This window comes from Roseateles sp. P1_C1_2, assembly GCF_056406535.1.
Genome location: NZ_JBFUAB010000017.1, coordinates 117,376 through 134,447 on the forward strand (window position 1 = coordinate 117,376; position 17,072 = coordinate 134,447).

A 17,072-nucleotide genomic window follows, 5' to 3' on the forward strand; every position below is an offset into this window, starting at 1 on the left:
GGACTGTGGGATTGAAGCTTGGATATGCCCTGCTGGGCCTGGTGTTGGTCGGCTGCGGCGGTGGCGGCTCGGGGTCGACGCCAGCGCCGCAAGGCATGCAATTGGCTTTCACGCCGGGGACGCTCGAAGCGAGCTTCTACCAAGGCGAAGGGCCGACCTTCGAGGTTGCCGCAACCGCTGGGGGCGTGCTGCCGGACCCGGGCAGCCAGGTCAATGTCGGTGTGGTCGACGCGACCGGCGTGTTGCAGCCCGACGCGCAGATCATGCAAACCAGCAGCACGACGTTCAAGGCCACGCTCAAGGTGGCGCCGACCCTGGGTGCCGGCGTGCACAAGGGCGCCATCGTCGTGCGCGCCTGTCTGGACGACCCCCGCACCTGCGCCAGGCCCGTCGCCGGTTCCCCCTGGAACCTGAGCTACAGCTTCACGGTGCGGCCCGAGACGGATGCGCATGTGCTGGCTCCCCTGCCGGACTCGAGCAACCACTTCGGCAGCGCCGGTCACAACGCCCTGTCGAGCGCCGTGCTCGACCCCTCCCGCTTCAACAGGCGCTGGAGCAATGCGAATGCCTTTGCCACCCTGCCTTCGGCTGCGGGCGGCGGCCAGCTGTTTGTCACGGGCTGGACGACGCTGACGGCGTACAGCGAGCGCGACGGCACGCAGACCTGGCAGCGCAATTTTGAGGACGCGCCAGTCACTGGCCCCACCTGGGCCGGAGATCGCGTGTTCATGATCACCACCTCGCGCGAGTCTCCCGCCGTCAGCACCTTGCGCAGCTTCGACGTCACGTCGGGCCAGCCGCTGGCTCAGGTCCAGTTGAGAGACCGTGTGTCGACAAGCGCCAACCCAGTCGTTCGCGACGGCAAGGTCTACCTATGCGAGTCCGCCTACTCGATGAGCCGCTTCGATGCGAAGACGCTGACGAAGGAGTGGACGGCGAGTCTGGACGGGATTGGCGGCAACCCGCTTTGTTCACCGGCGGTGGATGACCGCCATGTCTACATCTATCAGCAGGCAGGCTTTTTCATCCAGCAGCCCAGCCTGCAGGTTTTCGACCGGGACACAGGGGTGCGGCTCTTCTGGATCGCAGCACCCAGCGAAGGCTATGTGCCGCCGTCTCTGCAGCAGGCGCCCGTGCTGGGCCCCAATGGCCGCGTCTACTTCGCCTTGTGGTCCCCCTGGAGCGGGACTCCCTTCGTTTCCCGGCTGATCGCCTTCGACACCGTGAAGCGCAGCGTGCTGTGGAATGTGGTCGGCTCGCGTTTCAGCAGCCATGCCGTGGTCGGGAACGACGCCATCTACATCGTCAACGGCTCCTGGCTGGAAGCCCGTTCACCGGACACCGGAGAAGTGCTGTGGACGTGGATGAGCGGCGAGTCGGGGCTGGGTGACTTCGAGGGTGGGCTGGTGGTCAGCGGCAAGCACGCCTTCGTGTCCAACTTCTGGCGGACCCTTGCCGTCGACCTGACGACGCGCAAGGAAGTCTGGCGGGACAACGGCGGCGGCCCCATGACGTTGTCGCCCAACGGTGCTCTGTATGTCCAGAGGCACTTCGACGGCGGCATGCGGGCCTTCAATCTGCAGTGAGGCCGGCGTTTCTGACGGGTGCTTTGCGCATGCCCGAAGAGGGCAGCGCGAACCCTCCCTAAAGGGTGCTTTGCGCAGCGCCGAAGGGCGCCGCGCGAACCCTCTCTAAAGGGTGCTTTGCGCAGCGCCGAAGGGCGCCGCGCGAACCCTCTCTAAAATCCCGGGTTTCTCCCAAGGACCCGTGATGGCCGACCCGACCCCGCAAGAAGTGCGCGATTTCATTGCCGCAGGCCTGCCCTGCGCGCATCTGGAAGTCGAGGGCGACGGCCGCCACTTCTTCGCCACCATCGTGTCGGACGAGTTCAACGGCCTCTCGCGCATCAAGCGCCACCAGCGTGTCTACGCGGCCCTGGGCGAGCGCATGCGCGAGCAGATCCATGCGCTGTCGATGAAGACGCTCAGCCCCGAAGAGTGGAGCGCCCAATGAGCGCCGTTGACCGCGGCCTGACCCTCGCGCTCTCCAAGGGCCGCATCTTCGAAGAGACCTTGCCGCTGCTGCGCGCCGCCGGCATCGAGGTGCTGGAAGACCCCGAGACCTCGCGCAAGCTCATCCTGCCGACCAACCGAGACGGCGTGCGCGTGGTGCTGGTGCGTGCCAGCGATGTGCCGACCTATGTGCAATACGGCGGCGCCGACCTCGGCGTGGCCGGCCGCGACGTGCTGCATGAGCAGGCCCTGGCCCAGGGCGGCTCGCATGGCCTCTACCAGCCGCTGGACCTGAAGATCGCCCGCTGCCGCATGAGCGTGGCCACGCGCGCCGACTTCGACTACGCCGCGGCCGTCAAGCAGGGCTCGCGCATCCGCGTCGCCACCAAATACACCGAGATCGCCCGCCAGCATTTCGCCGACAAGGGCGTGCACGTCGACCTCATCAAGCTCTACGGCTCCATGGAGCTGGCCCCGCTGACGGGGCTGGCCGAGGCCATCGTCGACCTGGTCTCCACCGGCGGCACGCTGCGGGCGAACAAGCTCGTCGAGGTCGAGCAGATCATGGACATCTCGTCCCGCCTCGTCGTCAACCAGGCCGCACTCAAGCTCAAGCGCGACGCGCTGCGTCCGCTGATCGACGCCTTTGCCTCGGCCATCGCATGAAACTCGTTCGCCAACTCTCCACGGCTGATGCCGACTTCGCGACCGAGTTCGAGCGCCTGCGCTTCTGGTCGGCCGCGGACGATGCCGCCATCGAAGCCCGCGTCGCCGAGATCCTGGCCGATGTGCGCGAGCGGGGTGATGCTGCCGTGCTGGACTACACCGCGCGCTTCGACCGCGTGACGGCCGACAAGGTCGCCGCGCTGGAGATCACGCAGGCGGATTTGCAGGCCGCGCTGGCCTCGATCACGCCGGCCCAGGCCACCGCGTTGCAGGCCGCCGCCAAGCGCGTGCGGGCCTATCACGAGCGCCAGATGGAGGCCTGCGGGCGCAGCTGGAGCTACCGCGACGAGGACGGCAACCTGCTCGGCCAGAAGGTCACGCCGCTGGACCGCGTCGGCATCTATGTGCCGGGCGGCAAGGCGGCCTATCCGAGCAGTGTGCTGATGAACGCCATCCCCGCACAGGTCGCGGGCGTTGGCGAGATCATCATGGTCGTGCCAACGCCTGACGGCGTGCGCAACCCGCTGGTACTGGCTGCTGCGGCCGTGGCCGGCGTGCACCGCGTGTTCACCATCGGCGGCGCGCAGGCGGTCGCGGCCCTGGCCTACGGCACGGCCACCATCCCGCGCGTCGACAAGATCACCGGCCCGGGCAACGCCTACGTCGCCTCGGCCAAGAAGCATGTGTTTGGCCAGGTCGGCATCGACATGATTGCCGGCCCCAGCGAGATCCTCGTCATTGCCGATGGCACGACGCCGCCCGACTGGGTGGCCATGGACCTGTTCAGCCAGGCCGAGCATGACGAGCTGGCCCAGAGCATCTTGCTCAGCCCGGACGCTGCCTTCCTGGATGCCGTCAGCGCCAGCATGGAGCGTCTTGTCGAAGAGATGCCGCGCGAGGCCGTCATCCGCGCCTCGCTGGCCGGCCGCGGCGCGTTGATCCTGACGCGCTCGATGGAAGAGGCCTGCGAGATCAGCAACGCCATCGCACCCGAGCACCTGGAGATCAGCGCCGCCGAACCGCAGCGCTGGGAGCCGCTGCTGCGCCATGCCGGTGCCATCTTCATGGGGGCCTACACCAGCGAATCGCTCGGCGACTACTGCGCCGGCCCCAACCATGTGCTGCCCACGGCCGGCACCGCACGCTTCTCGTCGCCGCTGGGGGTCTACGACTTCCAGAAGCGCAGCAGCCTTATCGAAGTCAGCGCCGAGGGCGCGCAGGCCCTGGGCCGTATCGCCAGCGAATTGGCTCACGGCGAGGGCCTGCAGGCCCATGCACGTGCGGCCGAGATGCGCTTGAAATGACTCTCAGGACGACTCGCTCGGCGCAGCCTTGAACGGGCTGCGCTCCGGCGGCTCGTCGTGTTCGGCCGTCTTGGTCAGGGCGGTGGTGATCCAGTTCAGCGCCGACACGCGGTGCCGCACCGCGCAGCTCAGCGGCTCGGGCTTGCAGCCCATCTTGGCCTTGGGCTCCAGTGCCGTGCGCCCCAGGCTCAGCCGCGTCGAGCCGAAGGCGATGGCGTCCTGCACGGTGGACTGCAGCAGCGTCAGATAGATGGGCGCATCGACATTGGCAGCGCGGTCGTAGCCGATGTAGTAGCCCAGCGCCGTGGCACCGTCATGCACGCTGGTCACGAAGCCCAGCCAGCGGCCATCGGCCGTTTCGGCGACGCGGCAGCGGAAGCGCGTGCCCAGCGCCTTCGCCATCGCTGGCAGGTAGTGCGGTGACAGCGTCGCCAGCCGCAGGCCCTGGGCCTGGTGTACCTGGCCGTAAAGGGCGTGCAGCTCGTCGGCGCGCGCCAGCATCTCCTCGGCGGTCGCCAGCCGCAACGTCAGTCCCGCGCCGGCGCAGTCCTTGATGAGCTTCTTGGCGGCGCTGCGATAGCCCGAGGTCATGCTGGCCAGGTAGTCGTCCCAGCTGCGCCATTCGGGGCGCAGCGTCAGCACCATGTCGGGCTCGGTCTCGACGCTGCGATAGCCCAGCAGGCGCAGCGCCGGCGGGACTTCTGCGAGGGCCATGCCGAGATCCTTGATCAACGCGAAGTCGGACTGGCCATCCAGCTTGTCGGCGCGGCGCAGCCGGTAGATGGCTTCGCAGACCGCATGCCAGAGCTGGCCCTCATCGGCGTGCGGCGCCAGCGCCATGGCGCGCGCACCCCAGACGAGCAGATTGCCGCAGACCAGCAGATGTTCCTTGAGCCCGGCCATGGGAGCATCGACCAGTTTTTTCTTGCTGCCGGGCTTGCGCAACTGGGCGCCGCCCACGGCCACGCGCTGCAGCAACAGGGCCGCCACCGGCACGCCATCGGCATAGGCCATGGCATAGCGCGGCTCGACGTTGTCTGGCGCATGCTGCTCCAGCACGCGCAGATAGTCGCGGGACAGGAAGATCGTCTGGGCGGCCAGCGCGTCCCAGTGCACGGGGTTCAGGAAGTCGACGCGGTCGGCCAGCACCAGCTGCAGGCCGGAGGCTGTGCGCCGTGCGACGCGCCGGGCCTTGATGTCCTGCAGGGCCTGGACGGGATTGACCTGCTGGGGCTTGAGCTTGCCGAGGGCGCGGCCGGTGCGCTTGAGCTTGGCGACGGTGGCTTGCAGGGGCTTCTTGGCGAGAGGTGACAAAGGCATCGATGAAGGGGTGGCGACGGGATGCAAAGGCTAACGCAGGCGGCATCTCAGGATTGGATCGGCAGTGTCGATTCGGCTACGCTGACGCATGCCTCTGCGTCGCCGCGATCTCCTGCTGTCTTCGGGCGCCGTGCCGCTTGCCGCCGCCCATGGCGCGCCGCGCCGCCTGCGCATTCCGCATGTCTCGCCCAAGGCCGAGACGGAGCACAGCTATGCCGCCGTGCTGCTGGAGCAGGCCCTGGCCGCAGCCGGCATGCCGGTCACGCTGAATCCCACGGCCGGGTTGATTCCGCAGAACCGCGCGCTGCAGGAGCTGGGCCGGCACCGCCAGCTGGATGTGCTCTGGACCATGACCTCGGTCGAGCGCGAGCAGCAGGCCCAGCCCGTCCGCGTGCCCATCTTCAAGGGCCTGTACGGCTGGCGGCTGTTGCTGGCTTCGGCCGAGGTGGCCTCACGCATGGGCGAAGTGCAGACGCTCGACGAGCTGCGGCGCTTCTCCATGGTGCAGGGCCTGGAATGGCCCGACACGGGCATCCTGCAGGCCAACGGCCTCAACGTCATCGTGTCGCCCAGCTACGACGCGATGTTCAAGCAGCTGCGCCTGGGGCGCGCCGACGCCTTCCCGCGCTCCGTGGAGGAGGTCTGGTGGGAGCTGGAGCGCTACGGCCAGGGCCTGAGCGTCGTGCCCAACATCTGCCTGCACTATCCGGCCGCCATCTATTACTTCGTCGCCTTCGAGGAGCCCGAGCTGGCCGCCGCCATCGAGCTGGGCCTGAAGCGCCTGCGCGCCAGCGGCGCCTTCGAGAGCCTCTTCATGAAACACCACGGCGAAGACCTGGCCCGCGCCAAGCTCGGCTCGCGGCGGATCATCGAGCTGCGCAACCCACTGATGCCGTCGCAGACGCCACTCGACAAGCCCGAGCTCTGGTATCGGCCTTAAGTGCGGGTTATTTGGACACGAAGTTCGTGCAACACGAACTTCGTGTAATCTCCGGCTCATGAAGAACGTCACCGTGTCTATGGACGACGCCGTGGCCGAATGGGCCCGGCTGGAGGCGGCGCGACGCAACACCAGCGTCTCCCGCCTGCTCGGCGAACTGCTGGCCGAGAAGATGCAGCATGACGATGCCTATGAACGCGCCTTGCAGGACTGGCTGCATCGTGAGCGCGCCTGGGCCTCGGACGGGCATCCCTATCCCGGCAGACAGGTGCTGGGATGAAGGATCCTGTCTTCGTCGACACCTCGGTCCTGCTCTTCAGCGAGGACGGCGCCCGCCCCGCCGAGCGCGAGCAGGTGCTGGCCTGGCTGCGGTCGCTGTGGGCCGCCCGCACCGGCCGCGTGTCGGTGCAGGTGCTGAACGACTTCTACCTGCTGGCCACACGCCAGATCAGCCCGCCCATGCCCCAGGGCGATGTGCGCGCCGAGGTGCGCCGCTACCAGCATTGGCGGCCCTGGGGCGTCGACCAGGCGACGGTCGAATCCGCCTGGTCGCTGGAAAGCCGCTTCGGCCTGCCGTTTGCCGACGCCCTCATCGTCGCCAGCGCCAAGGCCCAGGGCTGCACCCGCCTGCTCAGCCTCGCCCTGCCGCATGACGCCGTCTACGACAGCGTGCAGGTCCTCAACCCTCTCGTCACCGCGCCATGACCACTTCGCTGGACCAAGCCCTCGCCCAGATCCGCCCCGACGTGCGCGCCGCCCACGCCTATGCCGTGCAGCCCAGCACCGGCCTGCTGAAGCTGGACGCGATGGAGAACCCCTACCGCCTGCCGCCCGAGCTGCAGCAGGCCCTGGGCGCACGCCTCGGTGCCTTGGCGCTGAACCGCTACCCGGCCGAGCGCACCGCCGAACTGGCGCGGGCCCTGGCCCGTCATGCCGGCGTGGGTGACGACGTGGGTGTCACCCTGGGCAATGGGTCGGACGAGCTGATCGGCCTGCTGACCATCGCCGTCGCCAAACCCGGCGCGACGGTGCTGGCCCCCTTGCCCGGTTTCGTCATGTACGAGGCGCTGGCGCGCCAGCAACGGTTGGACTTCATTGGCGTGCCGCTGCGCGCCGACGACTTCGAGCTGGACGAGGTGGCCATGCTGGCGGCCATCGAGAAGCACCAGCCGGCGCTGATCTACCTGGCCTATCCCAACAACCCGACCGCCACGCTGTGGGACGCCGCCGTCATCGAGCGCATCGCCCAGGCCGCGCCGGGCCTGGTTGTCATGGATGAGGCCTACCAGCCCTTCGCCAGCGCCGACAGCCTGGCGCTGATGGCCCGCCAGAAGAACGTGCTGGTCATGCGCACCATGAGCAAGTTTGGCCTGGCCGGCGTGCGCATCGGCTATCTGCTGGGCGCGCCCGAGCTGGTCGAGCAGGTCGAGAAGCTGCGCCCGCCCTACAACATCAGCGTGCTGAACGCCGAGGCCGCCTTCTTCGCGCTCGAGCATGCCGACGTCTACGCCGCGCAAGCCGCCGAGCTGCGCCAGCAGCGCGAACGCCTTTACAGCGCCTTGCAGGCCATGCCCGGTGTCACGCCATGGCCAAGCCAGGGCAATATGATCCTTGCGAGGGTGCAGGACGCGGCCGCCACCTTCGCGGCACTGAAGGCCCGGGGCGTGCTGATCAAGAACGTCTCGGCCATGCACCCGCTGCTCGCGAACTGTGTGCGCCTCACGGTCGGAACGCCCGACGAAAACACCCGCCTGCTGGCTGAACTCCCGAGCTGTCTATGAACGCCCCTCGCATCGCCGAAGTCACCCGCAACACCCGCGAGACGCGCATCACCGCGCGCATCAACCTCGACGGCACGGGCCAGTCCAAGCTGCAGACCGGCATCGGCTTCTTCGACCACATGCTCGACCAGATCGCCCGCCACGGCCTGATCGACCTGGACATCGCCTGCGAGGGCGATCTGCACATCGACGGCCATCACACGGTGGAAGACGTCGGCATCACGCTGGGCCTGGCGGTTGCCAAGGCCGTCGGTGACAAGGCCGGCCTGACCCGCTACGGCCACAGCTATGTGCCGCTGGACGAGGCCCTGTCGCGCGTCGTCATCGACCTGTCGGGCCGCCCGGGCCTGCACATGGACGTCAAGTTCACGGCCGGCAGCATCGGCGCCTTCGACACCCAGCTCACGTTCGAGTTCTTCCAGGGCTTCGCCAACGCCGCGCTGGCCACGGTCCATATCGACAACCTGAAGGGCCACAACGCCCACCACCAGGCCGAGACCATGTTCAAGGCCTTCGGCCGCGCGCTGCGCATGGCGACGACGCCTGACCCGCGCTCGGCGGGTGTCATCCCGTCGACCAAGGGATCGCTGTGACGCGAACCGTCGCCGTCGTCGATTACGGCATGGGCAATCTGCGCTCGGTGTCCCAGGCCGTCATCCATGCGGCCCAAGGCCAGGGTTTCGAAGTCGCCATCACCTGCGACCCCGCCGTGGTGCGCGCCGCCGAACGTGTCGTGCTGCCCGGCCAGGGCGCCATGCGCGACTGCATGCGCGAATTGGCCGATTCGGGCGTCAAGGAAGCCGTGCTGGAGGCCGCCGCCACCAAGCCGCTGCTGGGCGTCTGCGTCGGCATGCAGATGCTGCTGGACCACAGCGAGGAGCAGGACACCCCCGGCCTGGGCCTGATCCCGGGGCGCGTGCAGCGCTTCCGGCTGGAAGGCCGGCTGCAGGAGGACGGCAGCCGCTTCAAGGTGCCCCAGATGGGCTGGAACCGCGTGCACCAGCCGCGTGCCCACCCGGTGTGGGATGGCATTCCGGACGAGAGCTGGTTCTACTTCGTCCATAGCTTCTACGCGACCACCGCGTTGCCGCAGCACAGCGCCGGCGAGACCGACTATGGCACTCGCTTTACCTGCGCGGTGGCCCGGGATAACATTTTTGCGACCCAATTCCACCCCGAGAAAAGTGCCGCGCTGGGCCTCGCCCTCTATCGCAACTTCCTGCACTGGAAACCCTGAACGGGTCTGCACTTTCTCGTCCTCCGCCTTCCTCCCCCTCCAGCCCCTCAGCCCCCGGCCATGCTGCTGATCCCTGCCATCGACCTGAAAGACGGTCGCTGTGTCCGCCTCAAGCAAGGCGACATGAACGACTCCACCACCTTCGGCGAAGACCCCGCCGCCATGGCGCGCCGCTGGCTCGACGCCGGCGCGCGGCGGCTGCACCTGGTGGACCTGAACGGCGCCTTCGCGGGCAAGCCGGTCAACGAGCCGGCCATCAAGGCCATCATCAAGGAGATCGGGGACGAGATCCCCATCCAGCTCGGCGGCGGCATCCGTGACCTCGACACCATCGAGCGCTACCTGGACGACGGCCTCTCCTACGTCATCATCGGCACGGCCGCGGTCAAGAACCCCGGCTTCCTGAAGGACGCCTGCAGCGCCTTCGGCGGCCACATCATCGTGGGCCTGGACGCCAAGGACGGCAAGGTTGCCACCGACGGCTGGAGCAAGCTCACGGGCCATGAGGTCATCGACCTGGCGCGCAAGTTCGAGGACTACGGCATCGAAGGCGTCATCTACACCGACATCGGCCGCGACGGCATGCTGACCGGCATCAACATCGAGGCCACGGTCAAGCTGGCCCAGGCCCTCACCATCCCGGTGATTGCCTCGGGCGGCCTCTCGGACATCGCCGACATCGAACGCCTGTGCGCCGTCATGGGCGACGGCGTCGAAGGCGTCATCTGCGGTCGCTCCATCTACACCGGCGCGCTGGACTTCACGGCCGCCCAGGTGCGGGCGGACGAGTTGATCGCGGCGGCGGGCTGAGTTTCAGCTCCTGCGGCGGCGAGCCACCAGTGCCAGCACGCCCATGCCGGCCAGCATCAGCGCATAGCTTTCGGGTTCCGGCACGGGAGACGGCACCAGGAAGGTCCTGACCTCGCCGCCTGCCGACAGTGTGGAGTGGATGTTCAGATAGGCCTTGCCGTCGGCCAGGCCGGTGGCGAAGGCGGCAAAGGCGCTCGAGACCGTACCGCCGTTGGCGGTGATGAAGGCCGGGTTCCAGCTCGATGCCTGGGTCATGTCGAAGGTGTGCGAATAGCTGCCCGACGTGACGCCCGCGCCCGACGGAAAGCCCGGGAAGCTCGGTACCGGTGTCGCGACACCGGCCGAGCCCGCGCCGACCGCCGCCGTGCAGCAATGGATATGGCTGGCCGTCACATTGCCGGTCAGGTTGCTGAAGAGCACATTGACCGTCATCGAGAAGGTGTCGTCGTCGAAGGCCACGCTGACCGTGCCGGTACCCAGTGAGCTGGCGGCTGCGGCAGGCTCGCCGAGGTTGCTCAAGGTGCCGACATAGGTCACGGTGTGCGCAGAGGCCATGGTGGCGCCGAAGGCTAGCGTTGCGGCGAGCAGGGCAAGGGCGGTCAGTCTCATCGTCGTCTCCGTGGGGTGGGTTGAGCAGCCGCGATTGGGCGATGCTTCACGGCCCCTGCGAAGACCTAATCAGGAAAGGAATAATCCAGGCTGGTTTTCCGTCCCCCTCCCATGCTCGCCAAACGAATCATTCCCTGCCTCGACGTCACTGCCGGCCGCGTGGTCAAGGGCGTCAACTTCGTCGGCCTGCGTGACGCGGGCGACCCGGTGGACATCGCCGCCCGCTACAACGAGCAGGGCGCCGACGAGCTGACCTTCCTCGACATCACGGCGACGAGCGATGGCCGCGATCTCATCCTGCCCATCATCGAAGCCGTGGCCAGCCGGGTCTTCATCCCGTTGACGGTAGGCGGCGGCGTGCGCGCCGTGGCCGACGTGCGGCGCCTCCTGAACGCGGGTGCCGACAAGGTCAGCTTCAACTCCGCGGCCGTGGCCGACCCCGAGCTGATCCGTGCTGCCAGCGACCGATACGGCGCCCAGTGCATCGTCGTCGCCATCGACGCCAAGCGCCGTGCCGATGGTTCGGGTTGGGACGTCTACACCCATGGCGGCCGCAAGAACGTCGGCCTGGACGCCGTCGAGTGGGCCCGCAAGATGGCCGAGTTCGGCGCCGGCGAGATCCTGCTGACCAGCATGGATCGTGACGGCACCAAGAGTGGCTTCGACCTCGAATTGACCCGCGCCGTGTCCGACGCCGTGCCCGTGCCCGTCATCGCCTCGGGCGGCGTCGGCTCGCTGGAAGACCTGGCCGACGGCATCACCAAGGGCGGCGCCGACGCGGTGCTGGCTGCCAGCATCTTCCATTTCGGCGAGCACACGGTGGGCGAGGCCAAGGCGCTGATGGCGGCTCGCGGCATCCCCGTTCGGCAATAGATGGGTGAAATTCGCATCATTGGCGGGCAGTGGAAGCGCTCCAAGCTGCCGGTTCCCGACCTGCCGGGCCTGCGCCCCACCGCCGACCGCATCCGTGAAACCCTCTTCAACTGGCTGGGTCAGACGCTGGACGGCTGGCGCGTGCTGGACGCCTTCGCCGGCAGCGGCGCGCTGGGGTTCGAGGCCGCCTCGCGAGGGGCGCTTGCGGTGGTGATGATCGAGCGCGAGGCCGCGTTGGTGGACGGGCTGCGCGCCAGCCAGAAGCGCCTTCAGGCCACGGCCATCACCATCCACCGCGCCAATGCGCTGAACTGGATGACGGCCAGCGCCGACCGCTTCGACCTGATCTTTCTGGACCCGCCGTTCGCGGACGATCTGTTCGACCGCGCGCTGGCCGCTGCGCAGCCGCTGCTGGCGGAGGACGGACTGATCTATGTCGAGTCGCCCCACGAGATCGCCGCACCGGCCGGATTCACCGCCTGGCGCCAGGGGCGTGCCGGCGCCGTGCACTACCAATTGCTGCGGCGCGAGGACAATCCGACCTCATGACCTCGCGCATCACCATCACGGCCATCTACCCAGGCACCTTCGATCCCATCACGCTGGGCCACGAAGACCTGATGCGCCGCGCCGCCGGCATGTTCGAGCGCCTGGTGCTGGCGGTGGCTGTCGGCCACCACAAGAAGACCCTGTTCACGCTCGAGGAGCGCCTGGCCATGGCCCAGGAGGTGGCGGCACCGCTGGGCAATGTCGAGGTCATCGCCTTCGACGGCCTGCTGCGCGATTTCGTGCGTACCCACGCCGGCCGCGTTGTCGTGCGCGGCCTGCGCACGGGCGGCGACTTCGAGTACGAGTTCCAGATGGCCGGCATGAACCGCAAGCTCATGCCCGAGGTCGAGACCATCTTCCTGACGCCCGGCGAACATCACCAGTACACGTCCAGCACCTTCGTGCGCGAGATCGCGACGCTGGGCGGCGAGGTGGCGGAGTTCGTGTCGCCCGGAGTTCTCGCGCGCTTGAATGAGCGCTGCAAGAAAGGGGAGTGACGATGGCCTTGATGATTACTGATGAGTGCATCAACTGCGACGTCTGCGAACCCGCCTGCCCGAACAACGCCATCTCGATGGGCGAAGAGTTCTACAAGATCGAGCCGAGCAAATGCACCGAGTGCGTCGGCCATTTCGACGAGCCGCAGTGCGTGATGCTCTGCCCCGTCGCCTGCATCCCGATCAACCCCGCCCACATCGAGAGCCGTGAGGCGCTGATGCAGAAGTACCAGCGCCTGACGGGCACGGCCGCGGCCTAGCAACATCTCTCACGATTGCTCACGCCGGCAAGCGGCGTGCCTGCCTAGAGTCGCACCGCGACGCAGGAGGCAGCGTGGTGGACAACAACGCAGATACAACGGAGCTTGAGCAGGCGCCGCCTGATCCGAGCGCGGGCACGGCTTCGGCGGCCCTGGCGGCAGCAGCGTTGCTGGCCGCCTGCGGCGGAGGCGGTGGCGGTGGTCCCGGAACCGCCACGCCGGCCACGCCCGACCCCGCGCCGGGCGCACCGCCCGCGCCGCCACCCAGCCGGCGCGACGCCGCCCGCTTCCTGAGCCAGGCGAGCTTCGGCGCCACCGGCGGGCCCCAAGTCGATGCCCTTGTCGCCCAGGGTTTCGACGCCTGGCTGACCGCGCAGTTCGCCAGGCCCGCGGCCCTGCACCTGGACTATCTGAACGCCCAGCGCGGCCGCGACCAGCCCGCCGGCGAGAAGCCGCGGATCAGCGAGGAGATGAGCTACGAGGCCATCTGGCAGCAATGGCTGACCGGCGAGGACCAGCTGCGTGCGCGGGTCACCTGGGCCCTGCTGCAGATCTTCGTCATCAGCAATATCGCGCCCGACATCCGCCCCGCGGCCATGAGCAGCTATCTGGACATGCTCAACCGCAACGCCTTCGGCAACTGGCGCACGCTGCTGCAGGATGTGGCCCTGCACCCTGCCATGGGCTACTACCTCAACATGCTGGAGAGCGAGAAGGAGAACGCGAGCAAGGGCACCCACCCCAACGAGAACTTCGCGCGCGAGGTGCTGCAGCTCTTCTCCATCGGCCTCATCCAGCTCAATGCCGACGGCACCCCCAAGCTCGACTCGGCAGGCAAGAGCCAGCCCACCTATGACGAGGCCGTCGTCAAGGGCTTTGCCAAGGCCTTCAGCGGCTGGAGCTTCGGTGGGCTGGACAACAGCAAGAACTCGCAGTTCCACAACCACGACGACAACATCGAGGCGCTGTGGACGGTGCCGATGAAGGCCTGGGCCAACTACCACTCGCCGAGTGACAAGCTGCTGCTGGACGGCAAGACGCTGACTGGCGGCCAGACGCCCGAGCAGGACATGAAGGACGCGCTGGACGCCATCTTCCAGCACCCCAATGTGCCGCCCTTCTTCAGCAAGCAGCTCATCCAGCGCCTGGTGACGAGCAATCCCAGCGCGGCCTATGTGGGCCGCGTCGCCGCCGTCTTCGTCAACGACGGCGCGGGCGTGCGCGGCAATCTGAAGGCGGTCGTGCGGGCCGTGCTGATGGACGCCGAGGCGCGCGGCGTCAGCCCCGCCGCCAACGTCGCCAAGCAGCGCGAGCCCGTCATCCGCTTCGCCAACATGCTGCGTGGCCTGGGGGCCAGGAGCGCCAGCGGCCTCAACCGCATCCAGTACCTCGACAGCAGCGACGATGCCCTCGGCCAGAGCCCGTTGCTGGCGCCCTCCGTCTTCAATTTCTATTCGCCCGCTTACCGCCCCGCCGGGCCTATCGCGGCGCAGGGCTGGGTGGCGCCCGAGTTCCAGATCAGCGGCGAGGCGGCCGTGGCCGGTTCGCTGAACTTCTTCGCCGACCTCGTCGAAGGCGGCGGCTATGGCTGGCCCGAGGAGCACCGCCTCAAGCTCGATCTCGCCAGCCTCGCGGCCCTCGACGCCGCGGCGCTGATCGACCGCCTCGACCTGCTGTTCTTCAACCTCGGCATGAGCGCCAGCACGCGCGAGCGCCTCAACACCCTCGTTGGTGCGATCAAAGGCAAGACCGACAAGGTCAAGGCTGCCCTGATCGTGACCGCCCTCAGCCCCGACCACGTCATCCAACGATGAAGCGCCGCCACCTGCTCCAACTGGGCGCGGCCGCGGCGCTCAACCCCTGGGCCCAGATGCGCGCCCTGGCCCAGACGGCACCAGCCGCGGGCGACTACCRCGCCCTGGTCTGCGTCTTCATGTTCGGCGGCAACGACGGCAACAACCTGCTGGTGCCGACCGATGCGCGCTATGCCGCCTACCAGCGCGCCCGGCCCAACCTGGCGCTGGACAGCGCCACGCTGAGGCCGCTGACCCTCTCCAACGCGACGGGCCTGGGCCTGCACCCGGCCTTTGCCGGCCTGCAAGGCCTGGTCAACGGCGGCCAGGCCAGCGTCATCGCCAACATCGGTCCGCTGCTGGTGCCGACGACCAAGGCTCAGTGGGACGCACGCAGCGTGCCCTTGCCCTACAACCTGTTCTCGCACAGCGACCAGCAGGGCGCCTGGCAGAGCGGCGTCGTCGAGGCGCCGCCGCGCAATGGCTGGGGCGGGCGGCTGCTGGAGCGGGCCGTGGCCGAGGGCCAGACGAATCGGGGCTACGCGGCCCTCAGCCTGTCCGGCGGCAACATCTGGGAAGCCGGCGACAAGGCGCTGACGCCCTATCGGGTGTCGGCCTCGGGCCGCTTTGGCTTCGACTTCTACAACCCCAATGCCAAGGCCGGCAGTGACCCGCTGTCGGCTGCCGTCGCCGCCACGCTGGCCGAGGCGCGCAGCCACCCCTTCGAGCAGACCTGGCTCAACATGATGAGCCGCAGCCTGGAGGTGCAGCGCACGCTGGCCGGCGCCCTGGCCAGCAGCAGCGTCACGACCGCCTTCCCGGATACCGGCCTGGGTCGCCAGCTCGGCATGGCCGCCAAGCTCATCGCGGCGCGCAGTGCGCTCGGCCTGTCGCGCCAATGCTTCTTCACGTCCATTGGCGGCTTCGACACCCATGGCGACGACCAGTTGCAGCGCCAGAACGAGAACTTCACCGAGATCGACGGTGCCGTCACCGCCTTCAACGCCGCCATGGCCGCCCAGGGCTTGTCCGACAGCGTGACCCTCTTCAGCGCCAGCGACTTCGGCCGCAATCTGACGAGCAACGGCGCCGGCACCGACCATGGCTGGGGCAGCCACCACTTCGTGGTCGGCGGCGCGGCGCGTGGGTCAAATGGGGGCAAGCTGCTGGGCCGCATGCCCGACCTGACGATCAATGGCCCCGACGACGTCGGCCAGGGCGTGTGGCTACCGACGACGGCGACCGACCAGCTCGGCACCGAGCTGGCGCGCTGGTTCGGCGCCGATGCGACGACGCTGGCGGCCGTGTGGCCGCATGGCAGCGGCTTCGATCGCCTGGCCGGCTGGGCCTAGTTCGGAAACACCGCCTTCAGCACGAAGGCCAGCCGGGCGCCAGCCTGCGTGAGCTGCTGGCGCTTGATCGCATCGGCCTTGGCTGCGTAGCCGTCGGGCAGGCTGACATTCCAGTTCTCGCCCTGCCGGGGCGAGACGCCGAGGCCATCGAAGGCGACCTTCGTCAGTTCCATCGACTGGCTGCCCCAGCGTGCCGGCCAGCCCAGCGGATCGCCCGGGTCCCGCGGCACCCGGCGCGCCTCGGCCAGCCAGGCGGCATCGACGTGCTGGGGCCTGAACGCCTCGGGCACGCTGTCCCACAGGGCATGGAGATTCTTCGGCGCGAAGGGGCCTGTCGGCGCCAGCACAAAGCTGTTGCCACCGATGGTGAAACTGGCGCGATCGAGGCCCCGTTGGTCGGGGTCGACACGCCGGCCCTGAGCGTCCAGGTAGAGGCTGCCGACGTGCAGGGGCTGATGGATGTCGCCCACCAGATGCACGAGCACCAGCAGGGCCTCGCGCCGGCTCTTGAAGTTGGGCTGGCCGCGCGAGGGCTCGCCCTGCAGCACGCGGATGGCCGCACGCAGGGCGCCGACCACGTCATCGGGGCGAGCCCCCGTCACGTCCGGCAGATAGTGGCCGCGTTGCACGGCGACGTCGGCGTAATGGGTCTGCTTGTGGCAGCTGTCCTCGTCGAGGCCGATCTTGCACTGGCGGTCATTGCGCTTCACATAGTCGGCCATCTCGGCGATGCGCACCGGCGTCTCGAGCTGGGCGCAGGCAGGGAACTTGCCGGGCGAGGGGTAGGTGTAGCCCTGGCTGGGCGAGATGCCCTTCACGCAGTCGGCCCAGATCGAGGCCTGGGCCAACGACATGTCGCCCAGCAGCTTGAGGACGCGGGCCTCGGCCGGGCTGCCCTTGATGAGGCCGGCGGCGAGGGTGGCGACGGTCTGGTGGCCCTCGGAGCCCCAGGCGTGGGCAGCCAGGGGCAGGGCGAGCAGGGCGGTGGCGAGCAGGCGGCGCATGCGGGATTCTTCTGTCGATCAAACCCGCAATCTTGCCCTGTTGGCGATGGGCACAGCCGCGCCGC

The 17,072-nt window shown here is 68.4% G+C and carries 20 protein-coding genes; 17 read left to right on the forward strand and 3 right to left on the reverse strand.

Going from position 1 to position 17,072, the window contains the following annotated elements; translation table 11 throughout:
* The first annotated feature begins 11 nt into the window (after positions 1–11).
* The 4 genes from AC1D2H_RS18000 (at position 12) to hisD (ending at position 3,982) form a co-directional block, all read left to right on the forward strand.
* Entirely contained in the window at positions 12–1,586 is a 1,575-nt protein-coding gene (locus AC1D2H_RS18000) for an outer membrane protein assembly factor BamB family protein (protein ID WP_478011922.1), read from the forward strand.
* 184 nt (positions 1,587–1,770) lie between these two features.
* A complete protein-coding gene (locus AC1D2H_RS18005; protein ID WP_056193694.1) occupies positions 1,771–2,013 on the forward strand; it encodes a BolA family protein in 243 nt (80 codons plus the stop codon).
* Positions 2,010–2,678, forward strand: a complete 669-nt coding sequence (gene hisG, locus AC1D2H_RS18010) for an ATP phosphoribosyltransferase (RefSeq protein WP_477935772.1) — start codon at positions 2,010–2,012, stop codon at positions 2,676–2,678. Before AC1D2H_RS18005 ends, hisG begins: the two co-directional genes overlap by 4 nt.
* Entirely contained in the window at positions 2,675–3,982 is a 1,308-nt protein-coding gene (gene hisD, locus AC1D2H_RS18015; RefSeq protein ID WP_477935770.1) for a histidinol dehydrogenase, read from the forward strand. The genes hisG and hisD overlap by 4 nt, the downstream gene beginning before the upstream one ends.
* 3 nt (positions 3,983–3,985) lie before the next feature.
* Here hisD and AC1D2H_RS18020 read toward each other — a convergent pair whose 3' ends face one another.
* Positions 3,986–5,302 (reverse strand): GNAT family N-acetyltransferase, encoded by a 1,317-nt coding sequence (locus AC1D2H_RS18020; RefSeq protein ID WP_478011923.1) that lies wholly within the window; start codon positions 5,300–5,302, stop codon positions 3,986–3,988.
* A gap of 88 nt (positions 5,303–5,390) precedes the next feature.
* On the opposite strand from AC1D2H_RS18020, the gene AC1D2H_RS18025 reads away from it, so the two are divergent.
* Genes AC1D2H_RS18025 through hisA form a run of 7 tightly spaced genes read left to right on the forward strand, consistent with a single transcriptional unit; the run spans position 5,391 to position 10,070 of the window.
* Complete coding sequence (locus AC1D2H_RS18025) at positions 5,391–6,242, forward strand: substrate-binding periplasmic protein (RefSeq protein WP_478011924.1); 852 nt, start codon at positions 5,391–5,393, stop codon at positions 6,240–6,242.
* Positions 6,243–6,300: 58 nt separating this feature from the next.
* Entirely contained in the window at positions 6,301–6,522 is a 222-nt protein-coding gene (locus AC1D2H_RS18030; protein ID WP_477935765.1) for a CopG family transcriptional regulator, read from the forward strand.
* A complete protein-coding gene (locus tag AC1D2H_RS18035) occupies positions 6,519–6,947 on the forward strand; it encodes a PIN domain-containing protein (RefSeq protein ID WP_477935763.1) in 429 nt (142 codons plus the stop codon). The genes AC1D2H_RS18030 and AC1D2H_RS18035 overlap by 4 nt, the downstream gene beginning before the upstream one ends.
* Positions 6,944–8,023: a histidinol-phosphate transaminase gene (hisC, locus tag AC1D2H_RS18040; RefSeq protein ID WP_478011925.1), complete on the forward strand. Its 1,080-nt coding sequence runs from the start codon at positions 6,944–6,946 to the stop codon at positions 8,021–8,023. Before AC1D2H_RS18035 ends, hisC begins: the two co-directional genes overlap by 4 nt.
* Complete coding sequence (gene hisB, locus AC1D2H_RS18045; protein WP_477935759.1) at positions 8,020–8,616, forward strand: imidazoleglycerol-phosphate dehydratase HisB; 597 nt, start codon at positions 8,020–8,022, stop codon at positions 8,614–8,616. Before hisC ends, hisB begins: the two co-directional genes overlap by 4 nt.
* On the forward strand, positions 8,613–9,260 hold the full coding sequence (gene hisH, locus AC1D2H_RS18050) for an imidazole glycerol phosphate synthase subunit HisH (RefSeq protein WP_478011926.1): 648 nt from the start codon (positions 8,613–8,615) through the stop codon (positions 9,258–9,260). The genes hisB and hisH overlap by 4 nt, the downstream gene beginning before the upstream one ends.
* 60 nt (positions 9,261–9,320) lie before the next feature.
* Positions 9,321–10,070 carry a 1-(5-phosphoribosyl)-5-[(5-phosphoribosylamino)methylideneamino]imidazole-4-carboxamide isomerase gene (gene hisA, locus AC1D2H_RS18055; RefSeq protein ID WP_477935756.1) on the forward strand — a complete coding sequence of 250 codons (750 nt, stop codon included), beginning with the start codon at positions 9,321–9,323 and terminating at the stop codon, positions 10,068–10,070.
* A gap of 3 nt (positions 10,071–10,073) precedes the next feature.
* Here hisA and AC1D2H_RS18060 read toward each other — a convergent pair whose 3' ends face one another.
* The gene (locus AC1D2H_RS18060; RefSeq protein ID WP_478011927.1) at positions 10,074–10,679 is read right to left on the reverse strand and encodes a CHRD domain-containing protein; all 606 of its coding nucleotides are present in this window, start codon (positions 10,677–10,679) and stop codon (positions 10,074–10,076) included.
* Between the two features lie 111 nt (positions 10,680–10,790).
* Between AC1D2H_RS18060 and hisF the strand changes: the two genes are divergently transcribed.
* The 6 genes from hisF (at position 10,791) to AC1D2H_RS18090 (ending at position 16,003) form a co-directional block, all read left to right on the forward strand.
* Positions 10,791–11,552, forward strand: a complete 762-nt coding sequence (gene hisF, locus AC1D2H_RS18065; RefSeq protein ID WP_478011928.1) for an imidazole glycerol phosphate synthase subunit HisF — start codon at positions 10,791–10,793, stop codon at positions 11,550–11,552.
* Entirely contained in the window at positions 11,553–12,101 is a 549-nt protein-coding gene (rsmD, locus tag AC1D2H_RS18070; RefSeq protein ID WP_478011929.1) for a 16S rRNA (guanine(966)-N(2))-methyltransferase RsmD, read from the forward strand.
* The gene (gene coaD / locus AC1D2H_RS18075) at positions 12,098–12,598 is read left to right on the forward strand and encodes a pantetheine-phosphate adenylyltransferase (protein ID WP_477935748.1); all 501 of its coding nucleotides are present in this window, start codon (positions 12,098–12,100) and stop codon (positions 12,596–12,598) included. The genes rsmD and coaD overlap by 4 nt, the downstream gene beginning before the upstream one ends.
* 2 nt (positions 12,599–12,600) lie before the next feature.
* On the forward strand, positions 12,601–12,858 hold the full coding sequence (locus AC1D2H_RS18080; RefSeq protein WP_477935747.1) for a YfhL family 4Fe-4S dicluster ferredoxin: 258 nt from the start codon (positions 12,601–12,603) through the stop codon (positions 12,856–12,858).
* Positions 12,859–12,935: 77 nt separating this feature from the next.
* Complete coding sequence (locus tag AC1D2H_RS18085) at positions 12,936–14,672, forward strand: DUF1800 domain-containing protein (protein ID WP_478011930.1); 1,737 nt, start codon at positions 12,936–12,938, stop codon at positions 14,670–14,672.
* Complete coding sequence (locus AC1D2H_RS18090) at positions 14,669–16,003, forward strand: DUF1501 domain-containing protein (RefSeq protein WP_478011931.1); 1,335 nt, start codon at positions 14,669–14,671, stop codon at positions 16,001–16,003. The genes AC1D2H_RS18085 and AC1D2H_RS18090 overlap by 4 nt, the downstream gene beginning before the upstream one ends.
* On the opposite strand, the gene AC1D2H_RS18095 is transcribed toward AC1D2H_RS18090, so the two are convergent.
* Positions 16,000–17,007 carry a S1/P1 nuclease gene (locus AC1D2H_RS18095; RefSeq protein WP_478011932.1) on the reverse strand — a complete coding sequence of 336 codons (1,008 nt, stop codon included), beginning with the start codon at positions 17,005–17,007 and terminating at the stop codon, positions 16,000–16,002. The two genes, AC1D2H_RS18090 and AC1D2H_RS18095, sit on opposite strands and share 4 nt — an antisense overlap.
* Between the last annotated feature and the right edge of the window lie 65 nt (positions 17,008–17,072).